This window comes from Ochrobactrum sp. C6C9, assembly GCF_022627935.1.
Taxonomy (GTDB): Bacteria; Pseudomonadota; Alphaproteobacteria; order Rhizobiales; family Rhizobiaceae; genus Brucella; species Brucella teleogrylli.
Genome location: NZ_JABXGB010000025.1, coordinates 69,900 through 88,110, shown reverse-complemented (window position 1 = coordinate 88,110; position 18,211 = coordinate 69,900). Strand labels below are relative to the sequence as shown.

Here is an 18,211-nt window from a genome sequence, read left to right as displayed (position 1 = left end):
TATGATAAGTCTAAATGATAGGGCCATGTATTCATTTTCGGGCAAGCGCATTCTCGTTTTCGAAGACAGTTTTCTTCTTTCGGAGGAAACCGGTCGCAAACTTGGTGCGATTGGTGCTGTAATTCTTGGCCCCGTCAACACGACTGAGCAAGCGCTCCATTTTCTCCAAAACGAAAAAGTCGACGCCGCTATACTTGATGTGGCGCTGGATCCGGCAACTGTATTGCCGCTCGTCGATGCGCTTGAAACGCGATCAACGCCGTTTATTTTCGCGCTATCCATGAATCCGGCTAGCGATAACAGGGGCTTTACCGGCTTTGTGCTGAGCAATCGTGACAATGATCTGTCGGTCATTGCGGAAGCTCTTTTTCGTCGTCGCGGTCTGGAACAGTAGTCCCGAACGTCACGGACACATTCTACGCCACATGATGGGAACACCGGAGGATTCCGGTGGTTAGATCCGAAGCGATAATAATGCTGAGGAAGGACAACCCGTTATGAATAAACAATATCCCGCCCCTCCCCTCGATACGCCGCATCAGGCCATGCCAGGCTTGACGGAAAAGATGAATCCCAAGCCTGATCATGGCGAAGCAAGCTACAAGGGTTCCGGCAAGCTGGAAGGACGAAAAGCCATTATCACGGGCGGCGATAGCGGGATCGGACGCGCCGTAGCTATCGCCTTTGCACGAGAAGGTGCTGATGTTCTGATCGCCTATCTTCAGGAAGAGGCCGATGCGCTTGAAACGCGGTCGCTGATCGAGGCAGAGGGCCGCAAGGCCGTTTTGATGAAATGCGATATTCAGCGTTCCCAGACCTGCCGGGAAATTGCAGAGCGCGCTGCCAAAGAATTTGGGCAGATCGATATCCTGGTCAATAATGCCGCGCATCAGGCCAGTTTTAACGCGTTGGAAGATATCAGCGATGAAGAATGGGATCTGACCTTCCGTGTGAACATCCATGCAATGTTCTATCTGACAAAGGCCGCCCTGCCTCATATGAAACCGGGATCCGCGATCATCAACACGGCTTCGATCAATTCGGACATGCCCAACCCGACCTTGCTGGCCTATGCAACCACGAAGGGCGCCATCCAGAATTTCACTGCTGGCCTTGCGCAATTGTTGGCTGAAAAAGGCATTCGCGCCAATGCGGTGGCGCCGGGTCCGGTATGGACGCCCCTGATCCCTTCCACATTGCCGGAAGAGGCTGTTGCATCATTCGGCAAACAGACGCCGATGAAACGACCCGCCCAACCTGCGGAACTTGCCTCCGCCTATGTCATGCTGGCAGATCCACTATCGAGCTATACGTCAGGGGCAACCATTGCAGTCACGGGCGGAAAGCCAATCCTCTAAAAGAAAGCGCCCGCTTTAAGCGGGCGCTTCAATCGGGAGGATCTGTCTGTAAAGAATGGGGCGAAGGCTGTGTTCCAGCATCGTCATCGGTGGAAGGATAAAATAGAGACCCTACCACCAGAAGCAACACCACACCGATGGCCAAGAGAAGGAGCGTTCTCATTTGTCTGGCACGCGTTGCGCGTAGAGCCAATGCTCCTTGTCATCGCGGTCCCTCAGACTGTCAGTGGCCTTCTGGTCCTTCGACTTTTCGGAATTCTTATCAGGCGTTGTTGATGTCTTTTTATGCTCTTGTCGGAGTTGCTTGGGGATGTGATGATCGTCCATCTCATTCTCCTTTGGACGAATTTTCTGGGCTCAGACCAGCACCTAACCGACAAGCGCAGTTTATGTTCCCACAAAATTAGGCTCGATGATCGGTATCGAGGGACGCAATGAGGCTCATCAATTGCGGCTCGTCCACCAGCAGACCCGCCTCATCCGGCGAAAGCCATTTGCGCTGGCGCTGCTTCTGTTCTGGCCAACGGGCGTTTTCGCATTGAACATGCAACGGATAGACCCTCACCTTAACCGGGATGAAAACTCTTTTCAGGCGCTTCCAATACAGATAGTGGCCGATCGTAGAACGGCTGACTTTTCCTTCAATCCCCGCTTCTTCAAGGGCTTCAATACGTGCAGCGTCGGCGAGGCTGCGCTTTTTCATCGGCCAGCCTTTCGGCAAGGTGAAGCGATGCGTGCTGCGCGACGTGACCAGCATGATCTTAAGGTGGCCATTTTCAAACCGATAGGGAAGTGCTGCCGCCTGCTCCAGTTCGTGGCCAGCCTTGGCCCGACGGATTCGCTTTTTCCATTTTCCACTAGCCATCGGCTCTCCTCCTGGAGCATCCCGAGGCATAACCGCAAAAATACGCTTCTGTTCCATTTGAAACAATAACGCCATTTCGTGGTTTGGGGTTCGAACATGTCAAAGGAGGAACCGGAAAATGCACGATGCCAAGCAGACTGAATGCATCGCCGCCTGTCTCGACTGCTATCGCACTTGTATCGAGATGGCTTCCAACCATTGTCTGGAACGTGGAGGCGCACATGTCGAACCAAAACATTTCAGAACCATGCTGGGCTGCGCCGAACTTTGTCGTACTGCGGCGCACGTGATGATGCTTAAGAGCCCCATCCACAATGATCTATGCAGGCTCTGCGCCCGGATATGCGACGACTGCGCGGAAAGCTGTCGCGCGCTGGATGGTATGGAAGAATGTGTGGCGGCTTGCGAACGCTGCACCGCATCCTGCAGGGAGATGGCAAATCATCCTGTGGAATGAGCGGCCTCTACAGCGGCCTCTACAGCGGCTTCTCCTGCGGTATCCAGTGGATCGCGTCGGGATTAATCCCCAGAAGCAACGCCACGGCTACCGCACGGGCCTTCAGTTCGTCGGTGAGAACTGTGGATCGGGAAAGCACCCAGAAATAGTTGCGGCTTGACCCGACGATGATCGCCCACTCGTAATTCTCATCAAGATCAACAATGTTATAACCGCCATAGAATGGGCCGAAGAAGGACACTTTCAACGCACCTTCGTCGGACGCGCCTACAAATTTTGCAGTACCGGTCGCACTTGTCGAACGGCCTTTCCATGGATCAAACCCGCTATTGACGACGCGGACGGTTCCATCAGCGTTCAGAGAATATTCCGCCGTTGTGCGCGTGAGACCGCGTTCGAAGCGGTTTTCAATACGGCCAAGCTCAAACCATTTTCCAAGATAGCGGGAAAGATCGAACGGTTTCACCGGCACAACGCCTTTGGGCACTTGCGGCGATGCTGCTCTTGCCAGAGCAAATCCCAGTGCTAACCCCGAAATTCCGAGCAGAAACTTGGCCGTTTTCATAATTACGTCCTTCCTTGTCAGTTCATGACTAACCAGATGCGGGAGAAATAGTTCCGTTATTCAGGCATTCGCCATCAGCCATTTCAGCGTATTGCGTTCGGCTTTGCTCAGCCGAGGCGCCACAAGTCGGTTCGCTCCGGCGGCCTCCACTTCGCCAGCTAGCGTCCCCTGCTCCCAATGCTCGATAACGCCCGGATGAATATAGGCGCTGCGACAAACCGCCCGCGTATTGCCAAGCGATTGCGCGATACCGTCAATCACTTGATTGAGCGCGCGCTTTCTGGCCGCTTCGCTTTCAGGTAATTCCGTCGAGCAGAGTGCTTCAACTGCCTCTGCGGTCGCAGCCCAGGTGCGAAAATGCTTGGAGGTAAATTCTGCCCCCATGGCGTCTCGCAGATAATCGTTGATATCCTGCGAGCAAACGGCGCGCCGGGCTCCCTCGTCATCGATATATTGGAACAGTTGCTGCCCCGGCAGCTCCTGTACTGACCGCACAATCCGTGCAATCCGCCTGTCGGACAGTTTCAGGTTCCAGCTCTTGCCCGACTTGCCCGTGAAAACCAGACGCAAGCCTGCTCCGTCGTCCTTGACATGGCGATTGCGCAAGGTGGTGATGCCAAAACTGTTGTTCTCCCGCGCATAGTTAGGGTTGCCAACGCGCAGCAACAGTCTGTCCATCATCCAGATGACGGTTGAGACCACCTTTTCCCGACCGAGGGAACGTCGCCGTATGTCTGCGTCGATCTTTTGCCGGAGACCGCTGAGCTTCTGACCAAAAGCCTGCAAGCTTGAAAACTTGCTCTGTCCGCGCTCTGCCATCCACGCAGGATGATAGATATACTGCTTCCTGCCGCGTGCGTCGCGGCCTGTAGCCTGTATGTGGCCATGCTGGTCGAGACATATCCAGACGTCGTTCCATGCGGGCGGAATGGCCAAGGCCGCTATCCGCACCTTTTCCCCCGCACTGACCGCATGTCGATGGCAATCGAGATAACGAAAGCCCGTGCCGCAACGAATGCGCTTTAGGCCCGGCTCGGTATCAGTGACATGGATCAGGCGATGCGGGATCGGCGATTTTTCGAGCAATGGTGCTTCCCCGAAATGGCTGTGGCGGAATCTCCTTCGCTGATAACCACCCAAACCCCTAACAGGTTCCAGCGCGGCCCTGAACCGGAACCTTCCAGCCTTCAATTGGTTATCCTCCACCTGAAAGGGGATGAAACGGTGCCGCACGCATTCTGGAAAGGCTATCTGAAACTGTCGCTCGTCACTTGTGCCGTCGAGTTGATGCCGGCGACCAGCGACAGCGAGAAAGTGCGCTTTCACACGCTCAACGCCAAAACAGGCAATCGGGTCATCAGCCGCTATGTCGATTCAGTGACGCACAAGCCTGTGCGCGATCAGGACGAGATCAAGGGCTTTGAGAAAGCGGAAGGCGACTATATCCTCCTTGAAGATGATGAGCTGGAAGCGGTGGCCCTCGAAAGCACACGCACCATCGATATCGATAAATTCGTAGAACGCGATAGCATCGGTTGGATCTGGTACGACAAGCCCCATTATCTCTCACCCGCTGACAAGGTTGGGCAGGAAGCCTTTGCCGTCATTCGGGAAGCGATGGACAAAAGCGGCGTCTGCGGCTTGGCGCGACTGGTGATGTACCGGCGCGAACGAGCCGTCCTTCTGGAGCCACGTGGACCAGGTATTGTCTTATGGACCTTGCATTTCGGCGATGAAGTGCGAAAACCTGAGGATTATTTTTCAAATATCGGGGGCGAAAAGCCCGATAAAAAGCTGTTTTCCATGGTTCGTAAGCTGATCAAGGATAAGACGGAAGACTGGAATCCGGATTTGCTGAAGGACCCGGTTCAGAGGAATCTGAAATCGATGATCGCCGCCAAGAAGAAGAAAACAAAAGCACCCGCAAAGGCTAAATCCAGCGCCACGCCCCCGCCGACCAGCGGCAATGTTATCAACATCATGGATGCTTTGCGCAAAAGTCTCGCCAACGAGAAAAAACAGCGCTAACTACTTATTTTGGCGCGTTCCCTTACCGCTTCGGTAAAGGTTTTGCCGCTTTGCTGAAATCCTCCCAAGGGTCGTTCTTTAAAGCCGCAAGCCGCGTCGGCGTATTCAATATGGTGAAATGGGTCGGGCCGATTGCCGGGCTCACTTCGTTCCATGCGAGCGGCATGGAAACCGCTGCCCCCGGACGAGCGCGAGGCGAATATGGCGCAACCGCAGTCATACCGCGTTGATTGCGCAAGTAATCGATGAGGATTTTGCCTTTGCGTTTGGCTTTGGAAATAGTCGATACGTAGCGATCAGGACTATCCGCCGCCATCTCGTCGGCGATTGCCTTGGTGAAAGCCTTCAGACTTTCCCAGTCGGCCTTCGGTTTTAACGGCACAACGACATGCAGCCCCTTGCCGCCCGACGTTTTTACAAAAGTGGTGAGGCCGTGTTTCTCGAGCCGCTCCTTTGTTTCAAAAGCGCCTTCGACGACGCGCTCCCAAGCGACACCGTCTCCGGGATCAAGATCCATCGTCAATATATCTGGCAGTTCCCAGTTTTTAAGGGTCGATCCCCATGGATGTATTTCCAGCGTGGCGGCCTGCACCAAACCGATCAGACCGTCGAAATCCTTGATTGCTATGTACGGTTCTTCATCCTTCTCAGACGGATCATCAACTTCAACAATATGTTCGTTCAGGCCCTTCCACGCGTGTTTCTGGAAGAAGTGCTGGCCATCGATGCCGGTCGGACAGCGCAGCAAAGCCAGTGGCCGATTGATGATAAAAGGCTCAATGCGCGGCCAGACCTCGGCGTAATAATCCGCCAATCCCTCTTTGGTGATACCCTCTTTCGGCCAGTACACACGGTCCGGGTGGGTGAGCTTCACATCGGCTTCTTCGGGAACTGCTTTTTCGGGCCGGGCTGGCATGGCGCTTTTCTCCAAGATGACCTCCTTCGCGGCCTTGTCGTCCCGCAAGCTGCGGAAAGACGCGTGGCGCAATCTCCTGTCTGCGGTCCATGCGCGAAACTCGATCTCTGCGACGAGCTGCGGTTTGACGAATATCGCGCCGCGCTTTTCTTCAGCTGTCAGCGTCGTGGCAAAGGGGCTTTTCTCCTGACGCATCGCGTTGAGCTTTTTATAAAGATCTTTGGCCAGTTTGACCGAAAATCCGGTTCCGACCCTCCCGACCGAAACGAGACCTCTCTTTTCCTGAACGCCCAGCAACAACGAACCGATGGCATCGCGCGTTGCGCTGGAAGGTACAAAGCCCGCAATGACAAATTCCTGTCGTCCGATGCATTTCGATTTGCGCCAGTCTTTGCTGCGTCCCGAACTATAAAGGCCCTCGCTCAGCTTCGAGACGATGCCTTCCAGCCCCAGACCGCAGGCATTGTTCAACACAGCTTCTCCGTCGGCATCAAAAGCCTCGCTATAGCGTAATGTGGCCATCGAAGGGGAGATAAGCTTTGCCAGCAGCGCCTTGCGCTCGACCAACGGCACTTGACGCAAATCGCGGCCATTAAGATAGAGGAGATCAAAGAGATAATAGGCGAAGCGATCCGAACGCCCCTCGCTCAAATCGCTTTGCAACGCGGAAAAATCCGACAAGCCCGCGCCGCTTTCCACCACAATTTCTCCATCCAAAATGGCATTGTCGACGCCGGTCGCCAGAATATCTTTTGTGATCGCTTGGCCGAATTTTTCGGTCCAATCCAGCCCACTGCGCGAATAAAGCACGACATTGCCGTTTAAAACGTGCGCTTGAATACGATAGCCATCAAACTTGATTTCGTGAAACCAGCGGCTCCCTTCTGGAGCAGCGGATACCAACGTCGCCAATTGCGGTTCGATGAACTGCGGCATCGCAGCCTTTTTGGCGAGCTTCGGCAGAGGTTGCGCCTTTTCTTTGGCAACGCGGGTTTTAGCGATAGGCCCGGTTTTGGATGACCAGCCCGGCGCTTCATCTTCCACCTCGGCAATAACCCGCCCGGTTTTTACCGATTGCGGTTCTTCCTCGAGAATATCCGGATCGTTTGCCTCCCGCGCAAACTCATCCTCCCCCTTTATGAGCAGCCAGTTTTCGCGCTTTTCACCGGGCTTTCCATGCATTCGAACGAGATGCCAACGGCCCTTGAGCTTTTCGCCATCCAGTTCGAATTCCATGTGCCCCTCATTGTACTGTTTGTGTGGATCGCCGATTGGCTTCCACTGCCCATTGTCCCAGACAATGACTGTGCCGCCGCCATATTCGCCCTTGGGGATTGTGCCTTCAAAACCGGCATATTCGAGAGGATGATCCTCCACATGGACAGCCAGACGCTTTTCACCGGGCACCAGACTTGGTCCACGCGTGACCGCCCAGCTTTTCAACACGCCGTCCATTTCGAGCCTGAAATCATAGTGCAACCGGCGCGCGTCGTGTTTCTGCACCACAAAAAGGTCGCCCTTGCTCCGCCCAGCCTTGCCGCGCGGCTCTTTCGTCAGGCTGAAGTCGCGTTTCTTGTGATAGGTTTCAAGCGGCTGTCCCATCATCCGGCCTTTCGAGGCTTCGCTTTGCTTGTCGCAGTTTTCGCCGGTTTTTTCTTCGGCGCGCTCATGGCTGCGCTCTTACGCAAGGCTTCCTTCAGATCGATCACGTCAGCAGTCTTTGGAGCGGCAGGCTTTTTGAGCGGCTTGCCTTCGATCTTCGCTTTTATCAGCTCGGCAAGCGCCGCGTCATAACGGTCGTCGAAGCTTGAGGGATCGAAACGGCCCATCTTGGTGTCGATGATATGCTTAGCCAGATCGAGCATTTCCCGGTCGAATTTGAATGCTTCGAGATTTGAAAAAGCTTCGTTCGCAGGACGAACTTCATAATCAAAATTAAGCGTCGTTGCGATCAATCCATCGCCCTCCGCGTGGATGAGAATTTTGCGCGCGCGGCGGAAAAGCACCGCCTCTGCGACCGCCGCAACGTTTTCGGCTTTCATACCGTCGCGAAAAAGCGAGAAGACCTCGTCATCATCAACAGGCGCCAGATAATAGGGGCGATCCAGATAAACATCATCGATATCACCACATTTGACAAAATGAGTGATACTCAACGTTTTGTTGCTGTCCGGGATGGCCGACTGGATTTCATCATCATCGAAACTCACATAACGACCGGAAGAGATTTCATATCCCTTGATCTGTTCTTCGCGCGGAACAGGTTTGCCTGTATCGCTGTCGACAAATTCGCGGCTGAGACGATTGCCCGTTTTGCGATTGACCAGATGGAACGAAACCCGCTCGGAGGTTGACACCGCCGTATAAAGACCGACAGGCATCAAAAGCTGCTCGACTTTCAACTGGCCTTTCCAGTTTGCGCGGATAGCCATGGCTTCCTCATTCCGTGTCAGATTACCTGCTCGGATAAACTCGCAGAACCGCGAACTTGTTCCGGGCAACTGTCATCCGACACCACACTAGCTCTCCGCCTTGAACTTTTTGGCCTCTGCGAGAAGCTTCTGCCGGTCACGGTGTCCCAAACGTTCGATCAATTCCCGTGCCTGTAGTGGCGAAAGATCCGAGTTCTCTGCGAGAAACTTGATATCCTCATCTTCAGTCAATGGAGCGGGGTTTTGCTCTTGCTCAGTCATCATGGTGTCCTCAATCGATTGGCTTTTGAAAAGCTTGTGCGGCTGGGCTTCCTCGTCATATCCAGAACGTAGTGGCGTAACCGATGCAGATGATCGCGAGAATGACCATCCACCAGATCAGATAGATACGGCCTTCCTGCAATCCGCGGCGACGTTCAGATTCCGCTTTCTGACCGCCCGGCGCTCTTCGACACGGGCACTACCGGTGGTTTTGTTGGGTGTAATCATCGCCATAAACCTCCCTGGCCCAACGATCTCGTAGAGCAAATGTTCCGGCGACCTCTTGCTGATTTCTTCCAGAGCCTCGGAATTCGAGAACGCCGTTTTACTTTATAGACTTCGCCACGAAGGAACCGATCCCAGTCAAATAAGTTTCAATGGAGCGCTGTGTCGGCTTCCACTATCCTGGAGGAGCAATTGCCATGGAAAAGTTCTTCACTCGTCTCTCCCAGACCATCGCTGAACTGGCAGGGACATCCTATGCGTTCGGCGTTGCTTTGGGGTTCATACTCATATGGGCCTGTTCGGGTCCGATATTTGGCTTTTCCGACACCTGGCAGCTTGTCATCAACACAGCCACAACGATCATCACTTTCCTGATGGTCTTTCTGATCCAGAATTCGCAAAACCGCGATTCCACGGCAGTGGAGGCGAAGCTGGACGAAGTCATTCGTTGTCTGGAAGGCGCGCGTTCACAGCTTATCGGCATTGAACACCTCACCGAAAGTGAAGTCGAAGCCATTCGGACGGCAATTGAAGACGAAAACGGAGATCAAACTACAAAAGTGAATGTTGAGGAATTGCTGCGTAATGCGACCCGAAGAGCAAAAAGACATCGCCCGAAATAGACTGCGTTCCCGCAAGCCCTTCGACAGAAACCGATTTGGTTCGAAACATATGTGGTTTTGAGAAGTTAGACCTCCCTAATCAATGGAGGCTGAACAATGGCAAATCCTTCACCGAAGCCGGGAACGACCGATCAAAAACCCAAATGGGAAGGTCCACCGGAAAACCAACCGCGCGGTTATGAACCGGCAGACGATAATCCCGACACACAACGCGATGCGGCGGGACATAGCCTGTCAGATCCCGACCGCAAAAATCTCTCCGATGCTTTAAGCGAGCCAAAGTCCAACACCACGAAGAAAAAAGGAGATACGTAATGACGACGACTTCTCCAAACCCCATCCCCCTCAAGGCTCTCGCGCTGAATGCAACATTGAAAGGCAACGCGGATCATACGCCGTCCTCGACAGATGAACTGTTACGATCTGGATTCTCATCTCATTTCATATAGGGTAGAGACCGAACATCTGCGACTGAACGCATTCAATATCGAGCCGGGTGTGACATCCCGCGAAAGCGACGAGGATGAATGGCCCATTGTGCGGCAAAAGATTTTAGATTCGGACATTTTTATTCTTGGCACCCCGATCTGGCTCGGACAGCCATCCAGCATCTGCACGTGTTTTGGAACGCATGGATGCCTTTCTTTCCGAAACAGAAGACAAGAACCGGACGCCTTCCTATGACTGTGTAGCTGCGGTCGTTGTGGTTGGTAATGAGGATGGCGCCAATCACGTATCCGCAGAGCTATATCAGGCTTTGAACGATGTTGGTTTGACCTTGCCAGCGAATGCCGTCACCTATTGGGTGGGCGAGGCGATGCAATCAACCAACTTCGTCGATCTCAACACAATTCCCGAAGTCGTTGTTTCAACGACGAAAATGGTCGCCGCAAATTGTGTCCATCTTGCCCATTTATTGAAGAACCACCCCTATCCTGGTAGCCATTAAAACATCATGGGCTGGCTTGGGTTGTCCGGTTCCGGCGAAGGTGGCCCGGGATCGGGAAGCGGCGGTATTTGGTCCGGTTCGTCAGGACCAATGGGATCACCATCGGGCTGGGGTATGGTCTCCGGCGGCTGCTGGGGGACTTTTTCGGGCTCAGGCGATGGTATCTCCGGGGGATCGCCCGATTGCAATTCCAGAGCCTTCTTCTTGAATTGGGCAGCATTTGCGGTATCGGGTTGCAGCGTTTTCATCGGATTTCCTTCCTCTTTTCCAGAAGGGCGAACCTGTCGCAGAGGCGATTGTTCCGTCGGCTGTTTAACGTTTCTCCGGCTTTCCGTAAGCACTGCGCAATTTAGTTTTCGCCAGCTCCAATATTCGTTTGCGCTCTTTCGGCAGCTTTGTGCCAGCACGATTGATATAAAACGTCAGCATCGACATCGCCGATTGGAATGGAGTGGTTTTGCGCTTTCGACTGTGATCGGCCGAACGTTTCAGGGAAAGCGCGATCTTCTTCGGATCATTATCTTCGAAAATATGCGGTTCCAGTGTCAGCGCATCGCTATGCTCGGTCACTTCTGCCGACCACTTTTTGGACTTGGTCATGCCTGTACCTCGATGATTTTAAGGGAACTGTTTGCCCTCAAAACCTATTACCATGGCAGATGTTCCAGCTTTTTTAGTCCGCGATCAGATCAATGGCTGCCACAAACGCTCATAAATCCCGTTTTCACGTATCTTTGGAGGAGATTGTTCATGGCAGATCATGATGCTGCAACCCGCAAAGACAAGTTGCGAACCGGAATTCCCTTCTGGATAAAAACTCCGAATTCCACGGTGCGAGCGGACCGGCATCTTACCGATCAGTCTTTTGACGTTATCGTCATCGGCGCAGGCATCTCCGGGGCTTTGATGGCGGAAGCACTGACCCGCAGTGGAAAAAGCGTGTTGATCGTTGACCGCAGGTCACCTGTACGCGGATCAACTTCGGCGTCCACATCAATGATCCAGCATGAAATCGACATACCTCTCACGCAACTGCGCAGGAAAATCGGCGACGAACCAGCCAAGGTGGCCTGGCTCCGGTCAGCGCAGGCTGTTCAGGACTTGATCGATTTGTCCGCCCGGCTTGAGATCAATTGTCAGATGCATCGCAAGTCAGCGCTCTATCTCGCAGGCAACGAAATGGGCGCACAATCATTGGCCAAAGAGGTGGTCGCGCGCAACGAGATCGGCATCAAAGCCGACTATCTCAACCGCGCAGCTCTGATTGCGCGCTTCGGACTGGATCGTCCCGCCGCGATTTTGTCGGATGTTTCCGCATCTGCCAATCCAGCACAGCTGACCGCCGGGCTTCTGCACAAGGCGCTGACGCGCAATGCCCATATTGTTTCTCCTGTCGAGATCACCGATATGGCTGAGATGCCCTCCGGCGTAGCTCTGGCGACCCGAAAGGGCGAAGTTCTGGTTGCGGAACATGCCGTGTTTTGCACCGGTTATGAATATCTCCCCCAGATGGAAACCAAATGGCACAGCATCATATCGACCTGGGCAATCGCTTCTAAGCCTATGTCTGGTGTGCCCCGTTGGATGCGCAACTTGCTCGTCTGGGAAGCTGCTGATCCCTATCTTTATTTGAGAACTGATGCATTTGGGCGCATCATCGCCGGGGGTGAAGACGAGCAGGCGCAAGAAAGCAGCCACGATCCAAAGAAGCTGGCATATAAAGCGGCCATCATCGCGAAAAAGCTGAAAGACCTCACCGGAATTGCGATCGATAAGCCAGATTATATCTGGTCCTCGCCATTCGGAATTACGAAAGATGGCTTGCCGATCATCGACCGTGTACCGGGATATGAACGCATATTCGCAGCCATGGGTTTCGGTGGCAACGGAATTACCTTTGCCATGATCGCATCGCAAAACATCACAGCTGCGATAACCGGCAAGCCGGTTCCTGATGGTGAACTTTTCCAATATCGCTGACGCGCGGACCTACAAAGGTATATCATAACGGAAGTGGGGAACCGAGCATTGTCAAAGTAAAGGCAGGCTGGACCGTTGAGTGGACAAATAAGGACCCGATGGCTCCTACCGCTGCAGTTCAAGGTGGATGGGAAATCATGATACCACCCGGGAAACGGGCGAGTAGGGTCATCACGGACAAAGCCAACATTGATTACTATTGCCGGTTTGATCCCAATATGAAGGGGCGAATTGAAGTCGTGTAGCTAAAACCCGCTTGTGCCAGTCCCTTTGATATCGTTGAGCCTGTTTAAATATAACGAGGGTGAACACAGTGCTGGAAACAGGCTGCGTTTACCCAAAAACTATCCCGTATAGAGGTTATTCTCGGCTTTCCTGCCCGCCGATCTGCGGAGGCGACTTTACCGTAACGTACTTCCCGTTCCGAATTTCATCATGCAGCCTATGTTCTGGGCCACATTAAAAGGAAATTGAGCAATTGGTTTTTTGAACCGCCGCTCCAATAGTTCAACTTTCAACATCTGGCAAAAAGCCAAGCGCAATGAATCAAAGTGAAATGCGCCGGAAAATACCGGCGCATCTGTCTCTTAGCTGCGAATAAAGGCGAGCAAATCGGCGTTAATCACATCTGCATTGACCGTTAGCATTCCGTGCGAGAAACCCGGATAGATGATCAACTTGCTGTTTTGCAGCAGCTTGTCTTGCATAAGCGCGGCAGTTTTATAGGGAACGACTTGGTCATCATCGCCCTGAAGCACTAGGGTCGGGACTGTAATCGCTTTCAAGTCCGCAGTCTGGTCAGTTTCCGAGAAGGCTTTTATGCCTTCATAATGCGCCTTGGCGCTGCCCATCATGCCCTGCCGCCACCAATTATCTATCACGCCTTGTGAAGGCTCCGCTCCCGTGCGGTTGAAGCCATAGAAAGGGCCGGCCGGCACATCGATGAAAAACTGAGCGCGATTGGCGGCGAGAGCGGCGCGAAAGCCATCGAACACCTCGATCGGAGTACCCTCAGGATTGTTCTCTGTCTTCACCATCAGTGGTGGAACAGAGCTGACCAGCACGGCTTTGGCGACACGACCTTGTGGCTGGCCATGTTGCGCGACATAACGAGCAACCTCGCCGCCGCCGGTTGAGTGGCCTATATGAATGGCATTGCGAAGATCGAGATGTTCCGCGACGGCCGAAGCATCGGCGGCGTAGTGATCCATATCGTGTCCTTCACTGACCTGGCTCGACCGGCCATGGCCGCGACGATCGTGAGCAACAACGCGGAAGCCTTCCTTCAGGAAGAATAGCATCTGATTATCCCAATCGTCGGCGCTTAATGGCCAACCATGGTGGAAATGAATCGGCTGCGCATCCTTCGGGCCCCAATCCTTGTAAAAAATCTCTGTTCCATCCTTGGCTTTAACAAAAGTCACGGCAATTCTCCTTTGTTGTCGGGGATGATAAAGACGCATGCTATTCAGTTTTATGCACTGCACCGCAATTCAAACGTCATCCACCAAGAACAAGTCGCGGATGAATGGAGCTCAATGATTGTGTTGGTGCCAGTTGGTAGTGCGTACGCTACCCGCCCGACGGCGGACCGTCAGCGAAACTCTCAAGCCGATTTGAACCAATTATCTGTGACGCAAGCTCAGTTTGAGCTTTCATGCTTTGGTCCTCCGGTCAGGTATATACCTTTGATATAGAGCGGATAGATGCAGCATTCCCTTATTTAAGCTACACCACATAAATTGAAATTGGCAAGAGTGACATTAATTAATTGCAAAACTGACACAATCAACGAAGGCTCCCGCCTTCATTGCGCAGTAATTCAAATATATTTTATGGATTCCACCAAAATATATTTAAAATATAATAATTAATAAATAAATATTATACATGCTGCTATTTCCGGAAAAGCAAATATATCGGAATATGTACGTCTGGGGCAGACGCAGCAGAAAAATCCGTACTCAATGCAAACTTACGACGGAATTCACCCAAAACGGTCGATCACTTCACATATAAGTCGCGTGAACGCTTCAGATGCGCCAGCATTGCCGCCTCGGCGCCTTCAGCGTCATTTTCAGCCAAACGGTCTAGAATTTCGGTGTGCTCGGCAAGCGTGTATTTTTCCTTGCCGGTCCAGATCAGCATGTGTGTGTGGTATTCCTTCAGCCACGCCAGCATGGCTTCGCTGACCGCCACAAAAATCGGATTATCCAGAATCTTTGCTATGCGAATATGAAACTCCATATCCGCGGCGATGAACGCATCGGCATCACCCAATGACTGCCGTTGCCGTTCAATGATATCCCGCAATTCCGAAATATCGCGCGCAGTCACCTTCTGCGCCGCCTCACGTGCAACGCCGCGTTCAAAAAATATACGCGCGCTCTTCAGATGCTCGAGCGTCTCCATCGACTGCGCAAGCATGATCTTCGCGGTTGGGTCCACTTGTTGAAATATCGACCTTGCGGTGAGCTTGAGAACCTTCGCGCGCTCTCCATGCGAAATGCTGACCAGACCCATTTTGGCTAGCGACTGCATTGCCTCGCGGATCGCCGGACGCCCCACACCGAAGCGTTCCATCAAAACCCGTTCGGATGGCATTTCATCGCCCGGCAGCAATTCGCCCGACGTGATCATGGTTTCAAGCCGGTCAAAAACTTCGTCTGACAATTTACGGCGAACGATAGGTTCGATTGGCTGGGTCATGGCATCTCACTAGTCATGAGCTTTGTTCCCTTATGCATCTTCAACGGCGCAGATGAAAGCCGTTACCCACACCCAAGTGCAGGGGCTCACAATTTTTCTTCTTGCACATGTTGGAATACTCATTATACCAGTTTGCATTCAAACGCCATGCGCTTTTCGCTGGCACGAGTAAAACAGCGAGTGACGGCAATTCCGATGAACATCCGCTTGACCTATCGCATAGAAAGCACCGGCAACATTGAGAAGATGGCGGCCAAGATCGCCAGCGATCAATCCACCGGCACTTTTGTTGCTGTTCCCGGTGAAACGGAGGAATTGAAGGCCCGCGTCGCCGCCAAGGTGCTGGATATCCGCCCTCTGGAAGACGCGCAGGTTCCAGCCTGGCCAGAACTGGAACGCGATCACGGCCCGATCAGGCGCGCCGATGTTGATATTGCTTTTCCGCTTGATGCGGTCGGCACCGATCTCGCCGCGCTCATGACCATCGCCGTTGGCGGGGTCTATTCGATCAAGGGCATGACCGGCATTCGCGTCGTCGATATGAAGCTGCCGCAGGCATTCCGCGACGCCCATTCCGGCCCGCAATTCGGTATTGAGGGAAGCCGCAAGCTCACCGGCGTTGAAAAGCGTCCGATCATTGGCACCATCGTCAAGCCCGCGCTTGGCCTGCGTCCCCATGAAACGGCGGAATTGGTAGGCGAATTGATTACGTCCGGCGTGGATTTCATCAAGGACGACGAAAAACTGATGAGTCCTGCTTACTCCCCGCTGAAAGAACGCGTTGCGGCAATCATGCCGCGTATTCTCGATCACGAACAGAAGACCGGCAAGAAGGTCATGTATGCCTTCGGCATCTCGCATGCCGACCCCGACGAGATGATGCGCAACCATGACATGGTACTCGAAGCGGGCGGCAATTGCGCCGTGGTCAATATCAACTCCATCGGCTTCGGCGGCATGAGTTTTCTGCGCAAGCGCTCGGGTCTTGTTCTGCATGCGCATCGCAATGGCTGGGACGTTCTGACCCGCAATCCGGGCGCCGGTATGGATTTCCGCGTCTATCAGCAGTTCTGGCGCCTGCTCGGCGTCGATCAGTTTCAGATCAATGGCATTCGCGTGAAATATTGGGAGCCGGACGAAAGCTTCGTCTCGTCGTTCAAGGCGATCAGTACACCGCTCTTCGATCCCTCCGATTGCCCGCTGCCAGTTGCAGGCTCCGGTCAATGGGGCGGACAGGCACCCGAAACCTATGCACGCACGGGCCGCACCACCGACCTCCTCTATTTGTGCGGCGGTGGAATCGTCAGCCATCCCGGCGGACCTGCAGCAGGGGTTCGCGCTGTACAGCAGGCGTGGGAGGCCGCAGTGGCCGACATTCCGCTTGAGGTTTACGCAAAGGACCACCCCGAACTTGCAGCCTCGCTGGCGAAATTCGGCAATGGAGGCGAAGGATGACCAGCCTCGCTCCGCTGCTTTCCTATTACGGAGATGATCTGACCGGTTCCACGGATGTGATGGAAGCGCTCAGTTCGAATGGCATCGAAACTGTCTTGTTCATGAACAAGCCGGATGACGCTCTTCTATCGCGCTTTGGACATTGCCGGGCCATTGGTCTTGCAGGCACCAGCCGCAGCGAAACCCCGGATTGGATGGATGCGCATCTGACACCCGCCTTCGCCTGGCTGCGTAGCCTCAATGCCGCAATTTGCCACTACAAGGTCTGTTCCACTTTCGATTCCGCGCCGCATGTCGGCAATATCGGCAAGGCGATCGAGATCGGCAAATCGGTCTTTCAGCAGGCTTATGTTCCGCTGGTCGTCGGTGCGCCGCAACTCAAGCGCTACACATCCTTCGGCAATCTCTTTGCAGCCTATCAGGGTGAGACCTACCGGATTGATCGCCATCCGGTGATGAGCCGTCATCCGGTGACGCCGATGCATGAAGCAGATCTGCGTTTGCATCTGGCCCAACAAACGACATTGAAAGCCGAATTGGTTGATAGTGCAGCGCTGGCCGCATCTGAAGCGGATAAGCGTATCGACGCGATCACGCAAAAGGCGACCGGCATGGTGCTATTCGATGTGGATAGCACCGAAAGCCAGTTGCGCGCAGGTGAACAAATCTGGCGTTTACGTGCCCCCCAAGGCTGGTTTGTCGCCGGTTCCTCGGGCATCGAATATGCGCTGCTTGCCGCATGGCGGGAGGCGGGCCTGATCGGCGCTCGGAAAGACTTTCCGCTGCCGGGCAAAGTGGATCGTATCGCCGTGGTGTCGGGCAGCGTTTCGCCGACGACCGAACGCCAGATCCGCACCGCAACCGCAGCCGGTTTTGTCGGCATCGATCTCGATCCGCTCGAACTCCTTGGCGAAAATGCTGCGCGGGCGACTGAAACCGCCGTCGCACATGCGCAAAAAACCTTGCAGGCTGGCAGAAGCGTCATTCTCAACACGGCGCTCGGCCCCTCTGCTGATCGCGGTCGCGAAATCGACCGTATCGCCGGGAGCCGCCATCGACTGGCGCGCATTCTGGGCTCGATCCTGCGCAGTCTGGTTGAGCGCGAAAAACTGCCGCGCGCCGTAATAGCTGGTGGCGACACGTCCAGTCACGCCCTGCGCGAGCTGCATGTCGATGCGCTGACCACGCTGCTGCCGCTTCCGCAAACACCCGGCTCGCCGCTTTGCACTGCACATGGTGGCGATACTGCGACCAATGGCCTGCAAATCGCACTGAAAGGCGGGCAGGTCGGCGCTGACAATTATTTCAGCCAAATACGCGACGGTTTACCCAACTGAAATCTGGAATACTCATTGACTGGTTATACCAGTTAAGTTACCAAAGATACC

Annotated in this window: 20 protein-coding genes and 1 pseudogene; 10 read left to right on the top strand and 11 right to left on the bottom strand. The window is 53.9% G+C overall.

All coding sequences use genetic code 11. The annotated features are described in order from the left end of the window. Both HWD97_RS18740 and HWD97_RS18735 read left to right on the top strand, forming a co-directional pair. Positions 1 to 394, top strand: a 394-nt coding sequence (locus tag HWD97_RS18740; protein WP_371835444.1) for a transcriptional regulator, incomplete at its 5' end; no start/stop codon positions are given. A 103-nt stretch (positions 395 to 497) separates the two neighbouring features. Next, positions 498 to 1,358, top strand: a complete 861-nt coding sequence (locus HWD97_RS18735; RefSeq protein ID WP_371835443.1) for an SDR family oxidoreductase — start codon at positions 498 to 500, stop codon at positions 1,356 to 1,358. A 159-nt stretch (positions 1,359 to 1,517) separates the two neighbouring features. Here the strand turns inward: HWD97_RS18735 and HWD97_RS18730 are convergent, their stop codons facing one another. Continuing rightward, on the bottom strand, positions 1,518 to 1,685 hold the full coding sequence (locus HWD97_RS18730; protein ID WP_171318211.1) for a hypothetical protein: 168 nt from the start codon (positions 1,683 to 1,685) through the stop codon (positions 1,518 to 1,520). Between the two features lie 76 nt (positions 1,686 to 1,761). Continuing rightward, on the bottom strand, positions 1,762 to 2,280 hold the full coding sequence (locus HWD97_RS18725) for an NUDIX hydrolase (RefSeq protein WP_371835442.1): 519 nt from the start codon (positions 2,278 to 2,280) through the stop codon (positions 1,762 to 1,764). 61 nt (positions 2,281 to 2,341) lie between these two features. On the opposite strand from HWD97_RS18725, the gene HWD97_RS18720 reads away from it, so the two are divergent. After that, positions 2,342 to 2,680 carry a four-helix bundle copper-binding protein gene (locus HWD97_RS18720; RefSeq protein WP_371835441.1) on the top strand — a complete coding sequence of 113 codons (339 nt, stop codon included), beginning with the start codon at positions 2,342 to 2,344 and terminating at the stop codon, positions 2,678 to 2,680. Between the two features lie 19 nt (positions 2,681 to 2,699). On the opposite strand, the gene HWD97_RS18715 is transcribed toward HWD97_RS18720, so the two are convergent. Further along, positions 2,700 to 3,245, bottom strand: coding sequence for a lipocalin family protein (locus HWD97_RS18715; protein WP_371835440.1), 546 nt, complete (start codon positions 3,243 to 3,245; stop codon positions 2,700 to 2,702). A gap of 60 nt (positions 3,246 to 3,305) precedes the next feature. Continuing rightward, entirely contained in the window at positions 3,306 to 4,331 is a 1,026-nt protein-coding gene (locus tag HWD97_RS18710) for a DNA topoisomerase IB (RefSeq protein WP_371835439.1), read from the bottom strand. 138 nt (positions 4,332 to 4,469) lie between these two features. Here HWD97_RS18710 and HWD97_RS18705 point away from each other — a divergent pair, with 138 nt between their 5' ends. Continuing rightward, a complete protein-coding gene (locus HWD97_RS18705) occupies positions 4,470 to 5,273 on the top strand; it encodes a Ku protein (RefSeq protein ID WP_109366411.1) in 804 nt (267 codons plus the stop codon). 22 nt (positions 5,274 to 5,295) lie between these two features. On the opposite strand, the gene ligD is transcribed toward HWD97_RS18705, so the two are convergent. The 3 genes from ligD to HWD97_RS18690 form a co-directional block, all read right to left on the bottom strand. Beyond that, positions 5,296 to 7,791: a DNA ligase D gene (gene ligD / locus HWD97_RS18700; protein ID WP_371835446.1), complete on the bottom strand. Its 2,496-nt coding sequence runs from the start codon at positions 7,789 to 7,791 to the stop codon at positions 5,296 to 5,298. Further along, entirely contained in the window at positions 7,791 to 8,621 is an 831-nt protein-coding gene (locus HWD97_RS18695; protein WP_371835438.1) for a Ku protein, read from the bottom strand. The genes ligD and HWD97_RS18695 overlap by 1 nt, the downstream gene beginning before the upstream one ends. Before the next feature lie 87 nt (positions 8,622 to 8,708). Next, on the bottom strand, positions 8,709 to 8,885 hold the full coding sequence (locus tag HWD97_RS18690; RefSeq protein WP_171318161.1) for a hypothetical protein: 177 nt from the start codon (positions 8,883 to 8,885) through the stop codon (positions 8,709 to 8,711). Between the two features lie 419 nt (positions 8,886 to 9,304). Here HWD97_RS18690 and HWD97_RS18685 point away from each other — a divergent pair, with 419 nt between their 5' ends. The 3 genes and pseudogenes from HWD97_RS18685 to HWD97_RS18675 all read left to right on the top strand — a co-directional run bounded on the left by HWD97_RS18685 (position 9,305) and on the right by HWD97_RS18675 (position 10,679). Continuing rightward, positions 9,305 to 9,730, top strand: coding sequence for a low affinity iron permease family protein (locus HWD97_RS18685; protein WP_371835437.1), 426 nt, complete (start codon positions 9,305 to 9,307; stop codon positions 9,728 to 9,730). 96 nt (positions 9,731 to 9,826) lie between these two features. After that, positions 9,827 to 10,045, top strand: a complete 219-nt coding sequence (locus HWD97_RS18680) for a hypothetical protein (RefSeq protein WP_371835436.1) — start codon at positions 9,827 to 9,829, stop codon at positions 10,043 to 10,045. 23 nt (positions 10,046 to 10,068) lie between these two features. Next, positions 10,069 to 10,679: pseudogene (locus HWD97_RS18675) on the top strand (flavodoxin family protein). Here the strand turns inward: HWD97_RS18675 and HWD97_RS18670 are convergent. Next, positions 10,676 to 10,927: a hypothetical protein gene (locus HWD97_RS18670; protein WP_371835435.1), complete on the bottom strand. Its 252-nt coding sequence runs from the start codon at positions 10,925 to 10,927 to the stop codon at positions 10,676 to 10,678. The pseudogene HWD97_RS18675 and the gene HWD97_RS18670 overlap by 4 nt on opposite strands. A gap of 64 nt (positions 10,928 to 10,991) precedes the next feature. Then, a complete protein-coding gene (locus tag HWD97_RS18665; protein ID WP_371835434.1) occupies positions 10,992 to 11,279 on the bottom strand; it encodes a DUF3175 domain-containing protein in 288 nt (95 codons plus the stop codon). Between HWD97_RS18665 and HWD97_RS18660 the strand changes: the two genes are divergently transcribed. Next, complete coding sequence (locus tag HWD97_RS18660) at positions 11,211 to 12,659, top strand: NAD(P)/FAD-dependent oxidoreductase (protein ID WP_371835433.1); 1,449 nt, start codon at positions 11,211 to 11,213, stop codon at positions 12,657 to 12,659. The two genes, HWD97_RS18665 and HWD97_RS18660, sit on opposite strands and share 69 nt — an antisense overlap. Positions 12,660 to 13,246: 587 nt before the next feature. On the opposite strand, the gene HWD97_RS18655 is transcribed toward HWD97_RS18660, so the two are convergent. Both HWD97_RS18655 and HWD97_RS18650 read right to left on the bottom strand, forming a co-directional pair. Beyond that, positions 13,247 to 14,122: an alpha/beta fold hydrolase gene (locus HWD97_RS18655; RefSeq protein ID WP_210237305.1), complete on the bottom strand. Its 876-nt coding sequence runs from the start codon at positions 14,120 to 14,122 to the stop codon at positions 13,247 to 13,249. 541 nt (positions 14,123 to 14,663) lie between these two features. Next, a complete protein-coding gene (locus tag HWD97_RS18650; RefSeq protein WP_121538946.1) occupies positions 14,664 to 15,368 on the bottom strand; it encodes a transcriptional regulator NanR in 705 nt (234 codons plus the stop codon). A 195-nt stretch (positions 15,369 to 15,563) separates the two neighbouring features. Here HWD97_RS18650 and oiaX point away from each other — a divergent pair, with 195 nt between their 5' ends. Both oiaX and HWD97_RS18640 read left to right on the top strand, forming a co-directional pair. Further along, positions 15,564 to 16,823, top strand: a complete 1,260-nt coding sequence (gene oiaX / locus HWD97_RS18645; RefSeq protein ID WP_371835432.1) for a 3-oxo-isoapionate-4-phosphate decarboxylase OiaX — start codon at positions 15,564 to 15,566, stop codon at positions 16,821 to 16,823. Then, positions 16,820 to 18,160 carry a four-carbon acid sugar kinase family protein gene (locus HWD97_RS18640; RefSeq protein WP_371835431.1) on the top strand — a complete coding sequence of 447 codons (1,341 nt, stop codon included), beginning with the start codon at positions 16,820 to 16,822 and terminating at the stop codon, positions 18,158 to 18,160. Before oiaX ends, HWD97_RS18640 begins: the two co-directional genes overlap by 4 nt. The last annotated feature ends 51 nt before the right edge of the window (positions 18,161 to 18,211 follow it).

Coding starts and splice junctions, on each gene's coding strand:
- HWD97_RS18735 (WP_371835443.1), top strand. CDS start 498: ATGAATAAACAATATCCCGCCCCTCCCCTCGATACGCCGCATCAGGCC.
- HWD97_RS18730 (WP_171318211.1), bottom strand. CDS start 1,685: ATGGACGATCATCACATCCCCAAGCAACTCCGACAAGAGCATAAAAAG.
- HWD97_RS18725 (WP_371835442.1), bottom strand. CDS start 2,280: ATGGAACAGAAGCGTATTTTTGCGGTTATGCCTCGGGATGCTCCAGGA.
- HWD97_RS18720 (WP_371835441.1), top strand. CDS start 2,342: ATGCACGATGCCAAGCAGACTGAATGCATCGCCGCCTGTCTCGACTGC.
- HWD97_RS18715 (WP_371835440.1), bottom strand. CDS start 3,245: ATGAAAACGGCCAAGTTTCTGCTCGGAATTTCGGGGTTAGCACTGGGA.
- ligD (WP_371835446.1), bottom strand. CDS start 7,791: ATGGGACAGCCGCTTGAAACCTATCACAAGAAACGCGACTTCAGCCTG.
- HWD97_RS18695 (WP_371835438.1), bottom strand. CDS start 8,621: ATGGCTATCCGCGCAAACTGGAAAGGCCAGTTGAAAGTCGAGCAGCTT.
- HWD97_RS18690 (WP_171318161.1), bottom strand. CDS start 8,885: ATGATGACTGAGCAAGAGCAAAACCCCGCTCCATTGACTGAAGATGAG.
- HWD97_RS18685 (WP_371835437.1), top strand. CDS start 9,305: ATGGAAAAGTTCTTCACTCGTCTCTCCCAGACCATCGCTGAACTGGCA.
- HWD97_RS18680 (WP_371835436.1), top strand. CDS start 9,827: ATGGCAAATCCTTCACCGAAGCCGGGAACGACCGATCAAAAACCCAAA.
- HWD97_RS18670 (WP_371835435.1), bottom strand. CDS start 10,927: ATGAAAACGCTGCAACCCGATACCGCAAATGCTGCCCAATTCAAGAAG.
- HWD97_RS18660 (WP_371835433.1), top strand. CDS start 11,211: ATGCGGTTCCAGTGTCAGCGCATCGCTATGCTCGGTCACTTCTGCCGA.
- HWD97_RS18665 (WP_371835434.1), bottom strand. CDS start 11,279: ATGACCAAGTCCAAAAAGTGGTCGGCAGAAGTGACCGAGCATAGCGAT.
- HWD97_RS18655 (WP_210237305.1), bottom strand. CDS start 14,122: ATGCGTCTTTATCATCCCCGACAACAAAGGAGAATTGCCGTGACTTTT.
- HWD97_RS18650 (WP_121538946.1), bottom strand. CDS start 15,368: ATGACCCAGCCAATCGAACCTATCGTTCGCCGTAAATTGTCAGACGAA.
- oiaX (WP_371835432.1), top strand. CDS start 15,564: ATGAACATCCGCTTGACCTATCGCATAGAAAGCACCGGCAACATTGAG.
- HWD97_RS18640 (WP_371835431.1), top strand. CDS start 16,820: ATGACCAGCCTCGCTCCGCTGCTTTCCTATTACGGAGATGATCTGACC.